A 17,850-nucleotide genomic window follows, 5' to 3' on the forward strand; every position below is an offset into this window, starting at 1 on the left:
TTATAAATGGCGCAGTTTTTTGATCTAATTTTTAGGAGAGTAATTATGCAATTAGTATTTATTCGTCATGGATTAAGTGAATGGAACGCATTAAACCTATTCACTGGCTGGCGTGATGTGAACCTCAGCGAAAAAGGGGTAGAAGAAGCCAAAGCAGCTGGTCGCAAATTAAAAGAAGCAGGCTTTGAATTTGATATCGCGTTCACCTCTGTTTTAACTCGCGCAATCAAAACCTGTAACCTCGTATTAGAAGAATCAAACCAATTATGGGTACCTCAAATTAAAACTTGGCGTTTAAATGAGCGTCATTATGGTGGTTTGCAAGGTTTAAATAAAAAAGAAGCAGCCGAACAACACGGTGATGAACAAGTGCATATTTGGCGCCGTTCATATGATGTATTACCACCAGCATTAGCAAAAGATGATCCAAACTCAGCACACAACGATCGCCGTTACCAACACTTACCAGCAGACGTTGTACCTGATTGTGAAAACTTAAAAGTAACCCTAGATCGCGTATTACCATTCTGGGAAGACCAAATTGCCCCAGCACTATTAGCTGGCAAACGCGTTCTTGTCGCCGCACACGGCAACTCATTACGTGCGTTAGCAAAACATATTGAAGGCATCTCAGACGAAGGCATTATGGATCTTGAAATCCCAACAGGTCAGCCTTTAGTTTATGAACTAAGTGATGACCTTAAAGTAGTGAAAAAATACTACCTTTAATGCTTAATTGAAAAAGTAAGGCACTTTTCTGTTACTCCAGAAAGGTGCTTTCTTTTTGTTGTCATTTTATTTCTCAAGCGACTTTTATGAGTGTAATCCTAATAATGAATAAAATGGGCTGAACTATATTAAGAAAAATAAAGGTTTCGATTGTTTAGTTCTAGTGAGAAAGGTTATACTTATCCGACTTTTGACTAGCATTTAAGAAGAGATTAACTAAATGGAAGAATTTATGCCAAAAGCTATCGCATTTGCCTCACAGCATACTGTGATGGTCGTTGCGTGGGTAGTTGTATTTTTTGGAACAATTTATGTATTTATAAAAAGTATGCTTCCTGGTCCGAAAGAAGTTGACCAAGCAACTTTAACTCAGCTCATTAATAAACAAAATGGCATTATTATTGATTTACGCAGTACAGAAGAGTTTACTCGTGGTCATATTGCAGGCAGTCAAAATATTTTGCCAAATGATATTAAACAAAAAAATATTGGCAAAATTGCCAAACATACAGAATCGCCAGTAGTGGTAGTGTGTCGTTCAGGTTTAACAGCGCGTACCTCAGCTGCACAACTATATAAACAAGGATTTAAGCAAGTATTTACCTTGAAAGATGGCGTTGAAGGCTGGAAAGCAGCAAATCTCCCACTTGTTAAAGATCACTAATACATTAAAAAAGGAAACTAACTATGGCAGACGAAAACAAACCACTGGACGAACAACAACCAGCGACAGAAGAGCAACAAGCTCAGCCAGTACTTCAAATCCAACGCATTTATGTAAAAGATATTTCGTTTGAAGCACCGAATTTACCACATCTTTTCCAACAAGAATGGAAACCAGTGTTAAACTTCGATCTTAATACAGAAACAACGGCTTTAGCAGACGGACTTTATGAAGTGGTATTACATGTTTCAGTAGAAACAAAACTAGAAGAGAGTGATACGGTTGCATTTATTTGTGAAGTAAAACAAGCAGGTATTTTTGCAATTAGTGGTTTAGAAGAAATGCAATTAGCGCACGCCTTAACTTCACAATGCCCTAATATGTTATTCCCATATGTGCGTGAATTAGTGGCTAACTTAGTTAACCGCGGTACATTCCCAGCATTAAATCTTGCACCAGTAAACTTTGATGCGCTGTTTATTGAATATTTACAACGTCAACAAGCAGAACAAGCTGCACAAGAAGACGCACCTGCGACAGTAAATTAGTTTACTCTTACAAGGTATCTTTCCATAAGATACCTTGTAATTTCTTACTTTTCACAAAATTCTCTTGCAATCCTCTTTCATTCGTCTATTTTTTCCTTTGATTAAGAAAAGATAAACTTTTTAAGGTGATGATGATGACACAATTTCCACCAATAACCGTTATTGGTGCAGGTTCGTATGGGACAGCACTAGCGATTGCTTTATCAAGAAATGGTTTCCCAACCATCTTATGGGGGCGTAATCAGACTGAAATGATAGAGATGGCAAGGCAACGTGAAAATCGTCGTTTCCTTTCTGGCGTAAAATTCCCAGAGGCATTACAACTAGAGAGTGATCTAGTTCGTGCAATTCAAGCTGCTCGTGATATTTTATTAGTTGTGCCGAGCCATGTTTTTGCCGAGGTATTACAGCAGATTAAACCATTTTTGCATCCAACGCATCGCATTATCTGGGCAAGTAAAGGTTTAGAGCATGACAGTGGTCGTTTGCTTCATCAAGTGGCAGAAGACATTATTGGTACCTCTTATCCATTAGCGGTATTGTCTGGCCCAACCTTTGCGAAAGAGTTAGCAGCAGGTTTACCAACAGCGATTGTACTTTCTGCGAAAAATCAAGAATTTTCACAAGAATTACAAGAGCGTATTCATTGTAGTAAGCATTTTCGCGTTTATTTGAATAGCGATATGATTGGTGTGCAGTTAGGCGGTGCAATTAAAAATGTCATTGCGATAGGCGCAGGCGTATCAGACGGTATTGGTTATGGGGCTAATGCGAGAACTGCTTTGATTACACGAGGCTTAGCAGAAATCTCTCGTTTAGGTGCATCATTGGGTGCAGAGCCACAAACTTTTATGGGAATGGCAGGATTAGGTGATTTAGTGTTGACGTGTACCGATGATCAATCTCGTAATCGCCGTTTTGGCATGATGATTGGTAAAGGTTATAGTGTTGAACAAGCGATGCAAGAGATTGGGCAAGTGGTTGAAGGGTATTATAATACGCAAGAAGCATACCGTTTAGCACAACGACAACAAGTTGAAATGCCGATTGTAGAACAGATTTATCAAATGCTATTTTGTGGGTTAACTGCAACGGAAGCGGCAAGAAACTTACTTGCCAGAGAGAAAAAAAGTGAGTAGGAGAGGATTATGTCAACATTATTACAACGAATTTGGCAAGGTATTCGTGAAGAGGCGGCATTATTAGTCGAGCAAGAACCTTCTTTAGCCAGTTTTTTCCATTCCACGATTTTAGCTCATCAACATTTAGGGACTGCACTAAGTTATATTTTGGCAAATAAGTTATCCAGTACCACCATGCCTGCTATTTCGTTGCGTGAAATTATTGATGACGTCTATCATGATAATCCAAAAATTATTGAGAGTGCAGCTTATGATATTGAAGCGGTTCGCTTGCGAGATCCTGCGGTAGGATTATATTCAACACCACTGTTGTATTTGAAAGGATTTCACGCTTTGCAAAGTTATCGGATTACTCACTGTTTATGGCAACAACAACGTAAAGCATTAGCGATCTATTTACAAAATCAGATTTCAGTTGCGTTTGATGTTGATATTCACCCAGCAGCGCAAATCGGGCGTGGTATTATGCTGGATCACGCCACTGGAATTGTGATCGGCGAAACCTCCGTTGTAGAAAATGATGTATCAATTTTACAAGATGTAACGTTAGGTGGAACGGGGAAAGAAGTGGGTGATCGCCACCCAAAAGTGCGTAAAGGTGTGATGATTGGGGCTGGCGCGAAAATTTTAGGCAATATTGAAGTTGGAACATATGCCAAAATTGGGGCGTGTTCGGTTGTGTTGCAGCCTGTACCTGAATACTCAACAGTGGCTGGTGTACCAGCGAAATTAATTAGTCAAGATAAACAAGCTAAACCAGCGTTAGAAATGAATCAATATTTTACTTGTGAGCAGTAAAAATGATATTTCGCTAAACGAGTTGTTTAGAATCAAGGAGTTATTTATGCAGTATCAAGATCCTCACTATGCAGAAGAAGTAGAAAAATATGGAAATCCAATTCCAAGTCGTGAGTTGATCCTCACTGTTATCCGTGATCATCATGCTCCAATGAGCAAAGAAGAGCTTTTGCATACGTTAGCGATTTATGATCCTGAATTACAAGAAGCAATGCGTCGTCGTTTACGTGCGATGGAGAATGATGGACAGTTAGTTTTTACCAAACGGAAGCGTTATGCGTTACCAGAGCGTTTAGATTTATTAAAAGGGACTGTGATCGGGCATAAAGATGGCTATGGTTTTTTACAAGTAGATGGCTCAAAAGATGATTGGTTTATTCCGAATGGTCAAATGCAAAAGGTATTGCATGATGATTATGTATTGGCACAGCCTAATGGTTTTGATCGCCGTGGGCGGAAAGAAGTACGGATTGTACGTGTTTTAGAACGACGTAAGAAACAAATTGTTGGGCGTTTTTTCTTAGAAGATGGAATCGGTTATGTGGTACCAGATGATAGTCGGATTAATCATGATATTGTGATCCCGAATGAATATCGTGCTGGGGCAAGAATGGGGCAAGTTGTTGTTGTTGAGTTAAAGAGTAAAGAAAATAGTTTTTCTCCTTTAACTGGGCGTATCACTGAAGTATTAGGCGAGAATATGGCAAAAGGCATGGAAGTGGAAATAGCCATTCGTAATTATGATATTCCGCATACTTGGTCTGCTGCGGTGCAAACACAAATTGCAGAATTAAATGAAGTTGTTGCTGAAAAAGATAAACAAGGGCGAGTTGATTTACGTGATTTGCCTCTCGTTACGATTGATGGTGAAGATGCACGAGATTTTGATGATGCCGTATTTTGTCAGAAAAATCCGCAAGGCGGTTGGACGTTATGGGTAGCGATTGCAGATGTGAGTTATTATGTTCGCCCACATACTGCCTTAGACCAAGAAGCTCGCCAACGTGGTAATTCGGTTTATTTTCCAAGTCGTGTGGTACCAATGTTGCCAGAAGTGTTGTCGAATGGCTTATGTTCTTTAAATCCACAAGTTGATCGCTTATGTATGGTCTGCGAAATGCAGATTTCCACAAGAGGGAAAGTACAACAATATCAATTTTATGAAGCGGTAATGAATTCGCACGCACGTTTAACCTATAGTAAAGTGTGGAGGATCTTACAGGGCGATGAAGAACTTAGTGAACGTTATCAGACACTGGTACCACATTTACAAGAACTTTATGCGATGTTTAAAGTCTTATTGACCGCACGTCATAAACGTGGGGCGATTGATTTTGAAACGATCGAAACAAAGTTTATTTTCAATGATTTAGGAAAAATAGAACGTATTGAACCTGTTGAGCGAAATGATGCACATAAATTAATTGAAGAGTGTATGATAGCGGCAAATATCTGTGCTGCCCATTTTATGGAACAACATCAAGAACCAGCACTTTATCGTATTCATGCGGTACCAGGTGAAGAAAAATTAACCTCATTTAGAACATTTTTGCGTGAGTGTGGATTGACGTTAGAGGGTGGGTTAAAACCGACACCAGCCGATTATGCTAAGTTAATGGAGCAAGTAAGAGAACGTTCTGATAAAGAGTTAATCCAAACAATGTTGCTGCGTTCGTTAAGCCAAGCGGTTTATAACGGAGATAATATTGGACACTTTGGTTTAGCCTTGACAGAATATGCCCATTTTACCTCGCCGATTCGCCGTTATCCTGATTTATCTTTACATCGTGGCATTAAGTATTTGTTGGCGAAAGCGCAAGGTTCGAGTAAACGTACTACTAAAGGTGGTGGTTATCATTATACGTTAGATGAAATTGATCTCTTAGGTGATCACTGCTCAATGACGGAACGCCGTGCAGACGAAGCAACACGAGATGTTGCTGATTGGCTAAAATGTGAATTTATGCAAGATCACGTTGGTGAGGTGTTTGACGGGACGATCTCCAGCGTAACAGGATTTGGTTTCTTTGTCCGTTTAGATACATTATTTATTGATGGTTTAGTCCATATCTCTACGTTAGAAAATGATTATTATCGTTTTGATCCAAGTGGACAACGATTAATCGGTGAAAATAGTGGTATGTTGTATCGCATTGGCGATAAAGTTACTGTTCGTGTGGAAGCAGTAAGTCTAGAGGAAAAAACAGTAGATTTCTCTTTAGTCGCCACTTCTCGCCAACCACGTCGTTTAGGAAAAACGGAAAAAGATCGTGTGCTAAAAAGTATGCGTTATGCGGAAAGCTTACAAAAAAGATTACGCAAGCAAGTTGATGGAGAAGAAACAAAGCGGAAAGCGAAGAAGAAAAAAGCAACGCGAAAAGCAAGAACAACGAAAAGTAAAAAACGGAAATAGTTTGAGATAATAAAATGAGTGAACAAATTTATGGTATTCATGCGGTGTCGGCGGTATTAGCAACGGCGCCAGAGCGATTAATCGAAGTAATGGTGTTGAAAGGACGTGAGGATAAACGTTTACTCCCTTTATTGGAAGAGTTAACTCAACTCGGTATTTCAATACAATATCTTACTCGTCAAGCCTTAGATAAGAAAGCTGATGGGGAAGTGCATCAAGGCATTATTGCACGAGTACAAGCACCAAAAGAATATAACGAAAATGATCTTTATAGCTTATTGAATAAGAAAGATAAGCCTTTCTTGCTTGTTCTTGATGGGGTTACGGATCCGCATAATCTTGGGGCGTGCTTACGAACTGCTGATGCGGCAGGCGTCGATGCAGTGATTGTGCCAAAAGATAAATCGGCTCAATTAACTGCAGTAGCACGCAAAGTTGCCTGTGGTGCAGCGGAAGTGATGCCATTAGTGCGAGTAACTAATTTAGCGCGGACATTAAAAACCTTACAAGAGGAATATAATATTTGGGTGGTGGGTACCGCTGGAGAAGCTGAACATTCTATCTATCAAACAACCTTAACAGGAGCGATTGCCTTGGTCATGGGGGCAGAGGGTGATGGAATGCGCCGTTTAACTAGAGAATCTTGCGATCAGTTAGTTAGTATTCCAATGCAAGGTTCAGTCTCATCATTGAATGTTTCTGTTGCAACAGGTGTATGCTTGTTTGAAATTGTAAGACAACAATCATTAGTTTAAGTGGATTTGTGTATGTTAAAAAAATTGTTTCTTTCAACATCAATTCTATTATTAGCGGCTTGTTCTGCACAGAATGATGATCTTTATCCGGCAGAATATGCAAATGCAGATTATGAGTTAAGTAATGAAGATGCACAACGTTGGGTAATTGCAAGCCATCAGGCAGAGCAATGTATCTATCCAAATTTAACGCGTATTCAACAAGAACATTTTTCTAAGGAAGATGCTTATATCTATTCACAATATGTCTTTTTCTATCCATTAGAAAGTGTGATTGGTGCAGAATATGTGAAGATGATTCAGGCAGACGAAAAATCAATGGGTTTTGCGCAATACCAATTCAAAAAGTATAAGCAAACTGCATTTGCACCAATGCCAGCTGGAGATTGTGCTACATTAAGAGTGAAGGCACGAGATGACCTTAAAGTGGTTAAAGGGCAGTATCAAAGTGGTATGGCGATTGATGAGGTAAAACCAGCCGTAGCAGAAAGTAAGAAGAATCCAGATGGTATTGCAACGAATGAGAATAAATTCTTTTTTGATATTATCAAATGGGGTGCAGCTTTGTTTATTTTATAGCCAGATGAAGTGTCGGATCTTTTGGATCCGATACTTAACCTAAAATAGCTAAATTGAATTTTTTCAATAATTCAGCTGTTTCAAATAATGGTAACCCCATTACACCACTATAACTGCCATTTAAATGCTTAATAAATCCAGCTGCTAATCCCTGAATTGCATAAGCTCCCGCTTTATCTAACGGTTCACCTGTTGCGACATAAGCCATAATTTCGGCAGTAGATAAGGTTTTAAAGGTTACCTGACTAATTTGTAAGTGGTGATAAAGCTGTTGCTGATATGAAACGGCAATAGCAGTCAAAACCTGATGCGTTTTTCCTGATAACTGTTGTAGCATTTCGTGGGCTTGCTCTATGGAAGCAGGTTTACATAAAATTTGGCGATTTAATGTAATACAAGTATCTGCAGTTAATAATGGATAGTAGTGCTTATCAGGAAATAACTGACAAATTTGTTGGTTTTTATTTATTGCCATTCTAATGACATATTCTTCTGCGCTTTCTTCTTTTTGCGGTGTTTCATCAATTTCTGCTTTTAGTACTTCAACCGTTAGTCCGAGTTGTTGTAATAACTGTAAACGGCGAGGGCTATTTGAACCTAAGTAAATTTTTTGCATAGACTTTTCTCGTTTAAAAATAAGGCGTTATTGTAATCGCTAGACGATTTTTCGCTAGCTTTTGTTATACTTAATTATATTTATCAGAGTAAGGAGAAGTAGATTGTGGTGTTAGGATTATATCTTGGTATGGCAGGGTTAGGTGTAATTTGTATAGTGTTGTTAGTGATGAATATGCAACGAAAAAAAATGGCTGATTTTTTTCAACTGCAATATCAACAAACAACAACGGACTATAATGCATTGTTAAAAAAAGCGGAATTATTAAATGAACAATATCAGTCAGTATTACAAGATAAGGTTCGTATTCAGGCAGAAAAACAAGGTATTGAAATATTATTGCAAGAGAAAAAACAGCAAAAAAGTGTTGTAGATAATGAGTTAATTGCGTTACAGCAGAAATATCAACAACAATTAAATGAAATGGTTAGTTTACGAGAATCTTTTGGGCAAGTTTCAGCAAAGGCAGAAAAACTTGCACAAGATTTACACTATACGCAAGTACAAATCAGTAAAAAAGAAGAAAATATTGTTGAATACCAATCACAAGTTACTCAATTATCGCAACAATTAGCAACATTACGTACCAGTTTAGCCGAAAAAGAACAACACTTTATTGAGCAACAACAGCTATTAGAAAATAACAAAAAACAACTTACTTTAGAATTTCAACAGTTGGCTAATCAGATCTTAGAAGAGAAAAGTCGGAGTTTTTCCCAATCTAACCAAACGGCTTTAGATAGCTTATTAAAGCCTTTTAAAGAACAGATCGAAAGTTTTCAGAAACGAGTAAATGAAGTGCATTCTGAAACATTACGAGGCAATGCGTCATTGGAAGCAGAGTTAAAGAAAGTGTTAGATGTTGGCTTAAATATGTCGAAAGAGGCGAATAATCTGACAAATGCACTAAAAGGACAGAAAAAAGTATTAGGAAACTGGGGTGAAATGCAGCTTGAAAATGCTTTACAATCTGCTGGATTAGTGGCGAATGAACATTATTTGGCGCAAGCACATTTTAAAGATAAAGAAGGGAATCATCGTTATCCAGATTTCTTGATCAAGTTGCCAGATAATAAACATTTAGTGATCGATTGTAAGGTATCATTGGTAGCGTATGAAAAAGCTGTTTCGGCTACTGATGAACAAGTGATTTCGACTTATTTACAAGAACATATTCAAGCAATTAAACAACATATCAAATCGTTATCTGAAAAGGGATATAACAATTTACCTGAGATTGAGAGTCCTGATTTCGTACTAATGTTTATCCCGATTGAGCCAGCGTATATTGAAGCATTAAAACAAGAGCCAACATTATTTAATAGTGCTTATGAGAAAAATATTATTTTGGTTTCTTATACGACATTAATGCCGATTTTACGCACTGTTGCGAATTTATGGCGAATTGAAAAGGGAAATAGAGAAGCAAGAGAAATTAGCGATAAGGCGGGCGATCTCTATAACCAAGTATGCCTTGTCGCAGAACGGTTGCAAAAATTGGGCAATAGTTTAGGTGGTGTGATGAAACAATATAATGATACAGTAACCTCATTCTCAGGGCAGCGGGGGTTATTTGGTAAAGTTGAGCGTTTCCAAGCCTTATCTAATAAAGTGAATAAAAACCTACCGCCATTAGAGATATTAACCGCAGATATTGAAGTTGAGAAGTTGCCAGAAGCAAATTGAGATTTAGATTTCGTCCCAAAGGACGACCTACCCCAAATAAAAATGCCACCAGTAGGTGGCATTTTCATCATTGATTAACGCTTTAATGTTTAAAAGACCATTTTAAACGATACGCTTGGGGTTTGTTCTACTGAACCCTTACGGCTAGAAACATCATAACCGACAGACAAGCTCGCAAGTGGTGAAAGTTTATAATCCACGCTCACGCCTGCACCAGTCGATAAACGGTTTTCTTGCGCACCTTCAGTAACAAATGATTTATCTTTAGCACCTTGGAATGACGCTCTCACCGAAGCTGGCTCTGCCATCAGATTGTAGCCAACATTGGCATTTGCACCGACTAAAAGATTTGGTGCAACTTGCACTTTCACTTTGACGCCCACTTCGCTAGTCATCGTCTCAAAACTTCCTGCGTCTGCATGTAAGTTTAAGATACCTGCGCCTTTTTCTGCATATGCGTTATTTCTCACTAAGTGGTAATCCAAACGTGCATAGCTTTCGAGTCTCACGGTGTCAGAAAGCGTGCTTGGTAAAGTTAACCCCAACCCTGCATAAGCAATTTTATTGCCATAGCTTGCGCTAGCAGTATTACCCACAAAGCTAAACTTACGTTCCGTATCCACTTTGCTGTAACCCACGCCAGCCTTATAATCTAACGCTAAATCGCCAGCTAATGGCGTGTTACCATAGATGCCTGCTTGTACAGTTTTGCTATTCACGCTTTGCGCTGATGGTGATTCACGACTGACTGCGCTATCTTCCACATAACCTAGCATAACGCCAAAACGATTGCCGTTATAGCAACGTTCCATACCGATACCAAAACCATAGCTTTCATCATAATAACCTGAAGCACCTTTATATTGATGCTGCTGGCGTTGGCTATGGAATGGTTTCACCCAGACTGGGTTGCCATCAAGATTTTCATGTGCATCACATTGTTGATAATTATCTGCCAATGTTGCTAACTGCTTGCTGCTATCTGCCACAATTTGGCTAGTAGAAAGCGTTGGTAGTACAGAAAGTAATGCAGCGACACTTTCATTATCATCTTTAATACCATAGAAGAGTTTAGCTAATGGGTCAGATGAGTTATTTTTAAAGAGCCTGTCTAATACTTTCGCCGCTCCTAACGCACGGGTTAAGCCTCTCTCACTAGCAATATCAACTAAAGAGTCTTTCTCGTAGGTTGGTGTAAATGTAAGCCCATTTGGTGTATAGTTAGGTGTGAAATTAAATAAGTTACTGGTATCTTTGATGTCATCAAATGTTCCTGTTAAATTACCTCCAGCAGTAATTGCACCTAATATATTCGATGTATCTAGATCTTCAACTCGATTGATGTTCTTCGTATTTAACGTCAAGGTACCACCATTCAAGTTAACGTCGTTTTTCACGTCAAGCGTACCCACTTTATCTGGGGTAACCCCAATTTCAACGTTACCATTTTTCTCAACAGTTAAACTACCGAGTTTAGTACCATTTTCATCAACAGATAAGGTGGCATTTGGATTTACCGTAACTTGGCTACCCGCTAAGTCTCCGCCATTAGTAATAGCCAATTTTCCGTCATTCACATTGGTTTTCCCTGTGAAATTAGGATTTTTGTTGCTAATCTCTAATGTCCCTTCACCTTTCTTGCTTAACGTACCCGTACCACTAAAACCAGCATTTTCATCTTGCTGAATAGTAGTATTATCAGCGACATTAACCTCTAACTCACCATTGAGTTTAATGCTATCTTTACCCGCAGTACCATTATTCTCTTCTGCTGATTTGGTATTTAAGCCTGCAAAGAGTTTCTCATTTGGATCCGTTGGACTAAGGCTCACTTTTGCACCATTTTCAATATTAATTGTGCTTGCTAACGCATCATCTGCGTCTTGTTCACCTGCAACAATATTCTTCGCACTTAACGCCCCTTGTTTTACATCTAGGGTACCGCCGTCCATGGTTACTTTGCCTTCGGTACTGAGGTTAGCTTGATCGCCCTCTACGGTAATCGTACCACCTTGGTTGTTGATGCCATCTGAGGCTTTTGCAGTACCTGCAATGGTCAAGCTTGGTTCAGGAATATGCATATTTGCGTTTTCTTCGTCATCTTCGTCCACCTCTGGGGTAACTTTTTCAACATTGATTGTTGCTGCGTCTAATGTTGAACCTGCTTCGACCGCAACATCACCATCGTATACGTTTAAGGTATCGACAGCATTATTTTCTGCGGTTAAGGCTAAATCCCCCTCACCAAGTTTATTGATAACGGATTTTGCGTCATCATCTTTGGTAATGCTCGCAGCTTGGTTTTGTGTGAGTTTCTTATCTTCTTTCACATTTAAATTCAATGTACCATTGACCTTAATGCTGTCGCCACCTGCTTCACTAGTGTCTAATCCCTCAAATAAGGTTGCGTTATCACTTGGTGAAATATTTAAGGTTCCTTTATCGCCAACAGTAATCGTTGCATTATCTGACGTATCATTTTGTTGTGCAGGATCAGAGGTAATATTCCCCACATTTAATTCACCGTTAACGGTTAACGCCCCTTTGTTGACTTGTAGTGGTTTGTAATCATTAACGCTGCCTACTGTGAAGCTACCACCAACGCTATCTTCATCGTCTTCATTTGCGGCATCAATCGTTAAGTTACCACCATTGAGTGCAGCGCTATTGGTCGCCGTTACATCACCGCCATCTTTTACGGTAACAGTGCCTCCTTTGAGGTCAATATCTTTTGCGCTGACTTCGGCACTAATATCAACAGTATCGCCCTCTACGGTCATTTTTTCGTTAACAGTTAAGTCATTAGAGACATTTAACTTACCATCTTTCACATTGACATTATCAAAGGTATTTTCTGCTTTTAGATCTAGGGTACCATTACCATTCTTGTTAAAAGTACCGTTACCTGTGATGCCAGCTGTATCATTTTGTTCAACTGTTGCACCGTCTACTACGCTAACATTTAGTGTACCATCTACTTGGATTGAGTCGCCCATCTCATCGCTAGTATCAAAGCCGTCAAATAATTTTTCACCATTTGCTGGGCTTAAGTTTAGGCTGCTGCCTGTACCGACACTAATGCTGGCATTGTCGCTTGTATCACTGAGGGCTTTATCTGATTTAATATTTTTCGCATCTAATGCGCCACTACCACTTAACGCAAGGCTACCTTTGTTTAAAGTAATATCTTTTCCTGTGGCGTCGAGTTTACCGCCAGAAATTGCCACGTTACCGCCATTCACTGTTGCACCTTGTTTTGCAGCGAGTGTACCTGCGGTAACATTTATATTCCCGCCCTCAACAGTAAGTGTGCTGTTTGCCGTGGTGGTGCCTGAGTTGTCAAATTTACCGTCTGCTTTTACGGTAATCGCACCATCAATCGTTGCTGTGCCAGCTACCTCAAATTGAGCGGTATTTGTCATCTCGTCAGTGTTTGGTTTTGCTTTGCCATCACCAATCGCCAATGTTCCAGCATTATTTAACGTACCACTGACTTTTAATTTACCGTTATTAATGCTTGCTGTTTGGCTGTTTAGTGTGTTGCCAGTGCTAATATCAAGTTCACCGTCATTCACGATCAGATCTTTAACCGTGTTTGTACCTTGATAAGTTAAAGTTAATTTTCCTGTACCATTTTGGCTTAACGATCCGCCTTGCTGACCTTCTTTAGCGTTAATTTGTTTATCAAGGTTATACTCAGTTAAACGTTTAACCGCTAAGGTTGCGCCGTCTGCTATAGTAATGCTGCCATTACCTGCTGCGCCAAAAGTACCGTCTTCGCCATCTGTGCCTGAGCCTGCTTGTAAGGTGCCGCTCTCGACGACAATATCACCTGTTTGTTGGTTATTGGCAGTTAAAATGAGATTCCCTGCGCCTGTTTTGGTAAATGTCCCTGCTTGGCTATTCTCCGTTTTTGGCATCACTAAACGTGAAGTAACGGCAAACAGATCGCCATAACAGTTATCTTGAATACAACCATGAAGTGTTAATGGGCTAGTGTTCGCCAAACTAGAATCTTGGTTGAGATTAGCGACATTCATATTAAGAAAAGCCGCTGTTGACGCTTGTTTTACTGTTTTACCTGCGGCAATTTCAAATTTAGTATTGCCAGCACCAAGTAATACGCCAGTATTTTTTCCGCTAGTGTCAGTGCTACTATTGATACCTGCAAACAATTCTTTTTTATCATCGCTGATTTTGAGGGTACCGCCATTTAACGCAATAAGAATTTCTTGTTCATTACCACCAGTAGATTCTCGTGTAATTGATGAGGTTTCAAGGATACCTTCACCGCTTAAATAGATGCGCGCCGCTTTCAGGCTACTTGATGTACTAATAGTAATCCCTGTATTATTTTCTGCGCTGTCGCTTGCTGAGCCAACACGCAATGTTCCTGCGCTGACATTGATGATGGCATTACCATAATTAAAATTATTAAAATTATGTTGTTTTCCTAAATAAAGATTATTGTTAACATTAACATTTCCAGAAGAAACATTTAATACCCCTTTAGCCCCAGCATAAGAGAGAATGGTATCATTCCCTAAAGTAACATTGCCGCCTTTCGCATTAAAAACAGTGGCGCCATATGTATAGGTACCTATATAAGTGGTTCTATTTTCGTCTACATTATTCAGATTAACTGTCGATCCTTCTTCGGCATTAATCGTAATATACTCTAGGTGTTTAGGTGGCTCAATTAATGTACCTGTACCATTAACTTTTTGCTTGTTTGTATGAGCAAACCCTACATTGGCATTACTGGATAAAGTTCCCCCATTTTTAATATTTAAGTTAATAACATGACTTGCATAATTTGAAAAACCGGAAGGTCCTGCGGAACTTACAAAGTCATAATCTTTATCCTGCCTCTCCGTATTTACTAACATATTGAATGTCCCATTAACATCCATATCTAAATAAACACGTCCATCTTTAGCTTGTATTCCCCCACGTAAAGTAGAAACTTGATAATTTTTGTATCCATTAGTATGGTCTGTTCCAACTACCTTCACAGTATTTTTATCACTAATTACCACATTAGGAGCAATAATAATTTTGCTTGGATTACTGCTATTAGTGCTATGAAAATAAATAAAACGATTAGTATCACTGTTATTAGATTCAGAAACGGTATTATTGTAAAAAGTTCCATCTTGGTTAAATGTCAAACTATCACCATTTCGAAGAACGTGGGCACTAATTGTTTCACCATTAGAAGCGTGAAGCGTTGAGGGTGAAGAGCTAAAAAACTCAGTAGAGCTACTATACTCTGTTGCAACTGATTGATTAGATAAGCCAAGTAACACTATTAAAGTTAAAGGCTTTAAAATAAAAACAGACTGTTTTTTTATATTATTAATATGCTGAAGGGGGGTAATTTTACTTACTGACGACTTTCCTTTCGCACGAGAAAGTTCAGATACACATTGCCATACGCCTAAACTAGCGTTCCAAATCACACGATAAAATTTATTCATAAGTATTTCCAATGTAATTTAATGTATAAAAGTTAATTTTTTCTGTATAAAACAGTATGACTATAATAATAGGCGCAGGATTTTAGCACATTTTTTGATAAGTGCTAGGGGGGGGGAAATTGTTTTGTAAAGTTTGAGATTTGCTGTTGTGAAAAAGTAAATAAAAAAAGAGGGAAGAATAGCTATTTTTAACGAAAAATAAATCTCTGGATAGTTATGCTGCATGGAGAGGTGGATTTTGGTAAAAAATACTAAATTTGCTTATTGTCAGGTGTATTTATCTAAAAATAATAATTTTTGCAGTATTATCTTTGTTTGAAAATTATTCTGTTTTGTTGTTTTTTGTTTTTATTTCAAATAAATAGCGTTGACTAATATCGTGGTTGGATTATAGTAACCTACCTTATACGATAATAATAAAATTTAATCCTATTAGGAGCGTTTAAATGAGTGAAAATACAACAAGAGAAACTTTTTCGGGGCGAAGAGCCTTTATTATTGCAGCTATTGGTTCAGCTGTTGGGCTAGGGAATATTTGGCGATTTCCTTATACTGCTTATGAGAATGGTGGTGGAGCCTTTGTTATTCCATATATCATTGCTTTATTAACTGCTGGTATCCCATTGCTCTTTTTAGATTATGCAATCGGGCATCGTCATCGTGGTTCTGCCCCTTTGGCTTTCCGTCGTTTACATAAAAATTTTGAAATTTTTGGTTGGTGGCAAGTCTTAGTAAATGTCATTATTGGGATCTATTATGCTGTTGTTTTAGGTTGGGCAGCTTCTTATACTCTGTTTTCTTTCAATAGTGCATGGGGTGAAAAACCAATAGATTTCTTTATCGGTGAGTTTTTGCAAATGGGAGATATTGCGCAGGGCGTGAGTTTTGAGTTTGTTGGTATGGTGGTTGGACCCCTCATCGCTGTTTGGTTAATTGCTCTAGGAGTATTAGCGTTAGGAGTGCAAAAAGGGATTGCGAAAACATCAAGTATTTTAATGCCGCTGTTGGTTGTGATGTTTATGATTTTGGTCGTTTCAGCATTATCGCTACCAGGAGCAAGTAAAGGGCTAGATGCGTTATTTACGCCAAACTGGGAAAAGTTGTCTGATCCGAGCGTGTGGATTGCGGCATATGGACAAATTTTCTTTTCATTATCTATTTGCTTTGGAATTATGATTACCTATGCGTCTTACTTAAAGAAAGAATCGGATTTAACTGGATCTGGCTTAGTGGTGGGGTTTGCGAATAGTAGTTTTGAGTTGTTAGCGGGGATCGGCGTTTTTGCGGCATTAGGTTTTATGGCAGCAGCAAGCGGTCAAGAGGTTCATGAGGTGGCAAAAGGTGGGATTGGGCTAGCATTTTTTGCTTTTCCAACCATTATTAATAATGCACCTTTTGGTTCGGTACTGGGCGTATTATTCTTTGGATCGCTAACCTTTGCGGCATTAACCTCTTTTATTTCTGTGATTGAAGTGATCATTGCTTCGGTACAAGATAAATTGAAGTTAGGGCGAGTAATCTCAACGTTTGTAGTGGGGATTCCAATGATGGTTGTGTCTGTTTCATTATTTGGCACAACAACTGGTTTACCAATGCTTGATGTAATGGATAAATTTGTTAACTACTTTGGCATTGTTGCTGTAGCATTCTGTTCATTAGTGATTATCGTATCTAACGAGAAACTTGGCTTATTAGGTAATCATTTGAATAAAACTTCATCATTTCAAATTGGATTTATTTGGCGTCTATGTATTGTCATTACGACTGGTATTTTAGCGTTTATGTTATTCAGTGAGGGGGCAAAGGTCTTTAGAGAAGGATATGAGGGTTATCCAAATTGGTTCTTCAATACTTTTGGTTGGGGAATGGCATTTGGTTTAGTGATTGTAGCTTTCCTATTAACGCACTTACCTTGGAAAAATGAAGAAAAATTTGTGGAGGAAGAAGAATGAGTTCAATCGCAATTACTATGATGATTATCGCCTTGATCATTATTTGGGGCGGATTATGCGTTGCAATTAAGCGTTTACCAAAAGAGTGATTGATTCACGATGTGCCATACTAGATAGTTTTTTTGTTTAGTATGGCATTTATTTTTTATACTTTATCGGCGATTTGTTGTAAAAAACAGCAAATAATAAAAAAATTAAAAAAAGCACTTGCAAGATATAATTAAATCACTATAATGCAGCACCGCAACGACGCTGAAGTGTGAAGTTAAGAAGAGGCGTCGTTTTTTGTTCTTTAAAAACCAATATAGACAATCTGTGTGGGCACTTGTTGATTGATTTTAAAATGAATATTAATTTTGAAGTCTTAATAGGTGCTTAAACTAGAAATTCATTAGTGATTAGAGCTAAGAAATTGAGAGCTAAGTAGTTATTGAGCGATGAAACTTAAATTGAAGAGTTTGATCATGGCTCAGATTGAACGCTGGCGG

At 38.5% G+C, this 17,850-nt stretch carries 13 protein-coding genes; 11 read left to right on the plus strand and 2 right to left on the minus strand.

The window, feature by feature from the left end; genetic code table 11:
* The first annotated feature begins 45 nt into the window (after positions 1-45).
* From ACFFHK_RS07715 to ACFFHK_RS07750, 8 genes are all read left to right on the plus strand, one after another.
* Positions 46-729, plus strand: a complete 684-nt coding sequence (locus ACFFHK_RS07715; RefSeq protein ID WP_382371166.1) for a 2,3-diphosphoglycerate-dependent phosphoglycerate mutase — start codon at positions 46-48, stop codon at positions 727-729.
* A gap of 220 nt (positions 730-949) precedes the next feature.
* On the plus strand, positions 950-1,393 hold the full coding sequence (locus ACFFHK_RS07720) for a rhodanese-like domain-containing protein (protein WP_382371168.1): 444 nt from the start codon (positions 950-952) through the stop codon (positions 1,391-1,393).
* A 23-nt stretch (positions 1,394-1,416) separates the two neighbouring features.
* Positions 1,417-1,941 carry a protein-export chaperone SecB gene (secB, locus tag ACFFHK_RS07725; protein WP_382371170.1) on the plus strand — a complete coding sequence of 175 codons (525 nt, stop codon included), beginning with the start codon at positions 1,417-1,419 and terminating at the stop codon, positions 1,939-1,941.
* Positions 1,942-2,069: 128 nt separating this feature from the next.
* Positions 2,070-3,080: an NAD(P)H-dependent glycerol-3-phosphate dehydrogenase gene (gene gpsA, locus ACFFHK_RS07730; RefSeq protein WP_382371172.1), complete on the plus strand. Its 1,011-nt coding sequence runs from the start codon at positions 2,070-2,072 to the stop codon at positions 3,078-3,080.
* 9 nt (positions 3,081-3,089) lie between these two features.
* The gene (gene cysE, locus ACFFHK_RS07735) at positions 3,090-3,881 is read left to right on the plus strand and encodes a serine O-acetyltransferase (protein WP_382371174.1); all 792 of its coding nucleotides are present in this window, start codon (positions 3,090-3,092) and stop codon (positions 3,879-3,881) included.
* A gap of 46 nt (positions 3,882-3,927) precedes the next feature.
* Positions 3,928-6,294, plus strand: a complete 2,367-nt coding sequence (gene rnr, locus ACFFHK_RS07740; protein ID WP_382371176.1) for a ribonuclease R — start codon at positions 3,928-3,930, stop codon at positions 6,292-6,294.
* Between the two features lie 14 nt (positions 6,295-6,308).
* On the plus strand, positions 6,309-7,049 hold the full coding sequence (gene rlmB / locus ACFFHK_RS07745; RefSeq protein ID WP_382371178.1) for a 23S rRNA (guanosine(2251)-2'-O)-methyltransferase RlmB: 741 nt from the start codon (positions 6,309-6,311) through the stop codon (positions 7,047-7,049).
* A gap of 12 nt (positions 7,050-7,061) precedes the next feature.
* Positions 7,062-7,628: a DUF5358 domain-containing protein gene (locus ACFFHK_RS07750; RefSeq protein WP_382371180.1), complete on the plus strand. Its 567-nt coding sequence runs from the start codon at positions 7,062-7,064 to the stop codon at positions 7,626-7,628.
* 34 nt (positions 7,629-7,662) lie between these two features.
* Here the strand turns inward: ACFFHK_RS07750 and ACFFHK_RS07755 are convergent, their stop codons facing one another.
* A complete protein-coding gene (locus tag ACFFHK_RS07755) occupies positions 7,663-8,244 on the minus strand; it encodes a Maf family protein (RefSeq protein ID WP_382371182.1) in 582 nt (193 codons plus the stop codon).
* A 129-nt stretch (positions 8,245-8,373) separates the two neighbouring features.
* Here ACFFHK_RS07755 and ACFFHK_RS07760 point away from each other — a divergent pair, with 129 nt between their 5' ends.
* Positions 8,374-9,930: a DNA recombination protein RmuC gene (locus ACFFHK_RS07760; protein WP_382371206.1), complete on the plus strand. Its 1,557-nt coding sequence runs from the start codon at positions 8,374-8,376 to the stop codon at positions 9,928-9,930.
* Positions 9,931-10,019: 89 nt separating this feature from the next.
* Here ACFFHK_RS07760 and ACFFHK_RS07765 read toward each other — a convergent pair whose 3' ends face one another.
* The gene (locus ACFFHK_RS07765; protein ID WP_382371184.1) at positions 10,020-15,410 is read right to left on the minus strand and encodes an autotransporter domain-containing protein; all 5,391 of its coding nucleotides are present in this window, start codon (positions 15,408-15,410) and stop codon (positions 10,020-10,022) included.
* Between the two features lie 446 nt (positions 15,411-15,856).
* On the opposite strand from ACFFHK_RS07765, the gene ACFFHK_RS07770 reads away from it, so the two are divergent.
* Positions 15,857-17,362: a sodium-dependent transporter gene (locus tag ACFFHK_RS07770; RefSeq protein WP_382371186.1), complete on the plus strand. Its 1,506-nt coding sequence runs from the start codon at positions 15,857-15,859 to the stop codon at positions 17,360-17,362.
* On the plus strand, positions 17,359-17,451 hold the full coding sequence (locus ACFFHK_RS07775) for a methionine/alanine import family NSS transporter small subunit (RefSeq protein ID WP_382371188.1): 93 nt from the start codon (positions 17,359-17,361) through the stop codon (positions 17,449-17,451). Before ACFFHK_RS07770 ends, ACFFHK_RS07775 begins: the two co-directional genes overlap by 4 nt.
* Positions 17,452-17,850 lie beyond the last annotated feature (399 nt).

The organism is Gallibacterium trehalosifermentans (genome assembly GCF_042433055.1).
Taxonomy (GTDB): Bacteria; Pseudomonadota; Gammaproteobacteria; order Enterobacterales; family Pasteurellaceae; genus Gallibacterium; species Gallibacterium trehalosifermentans.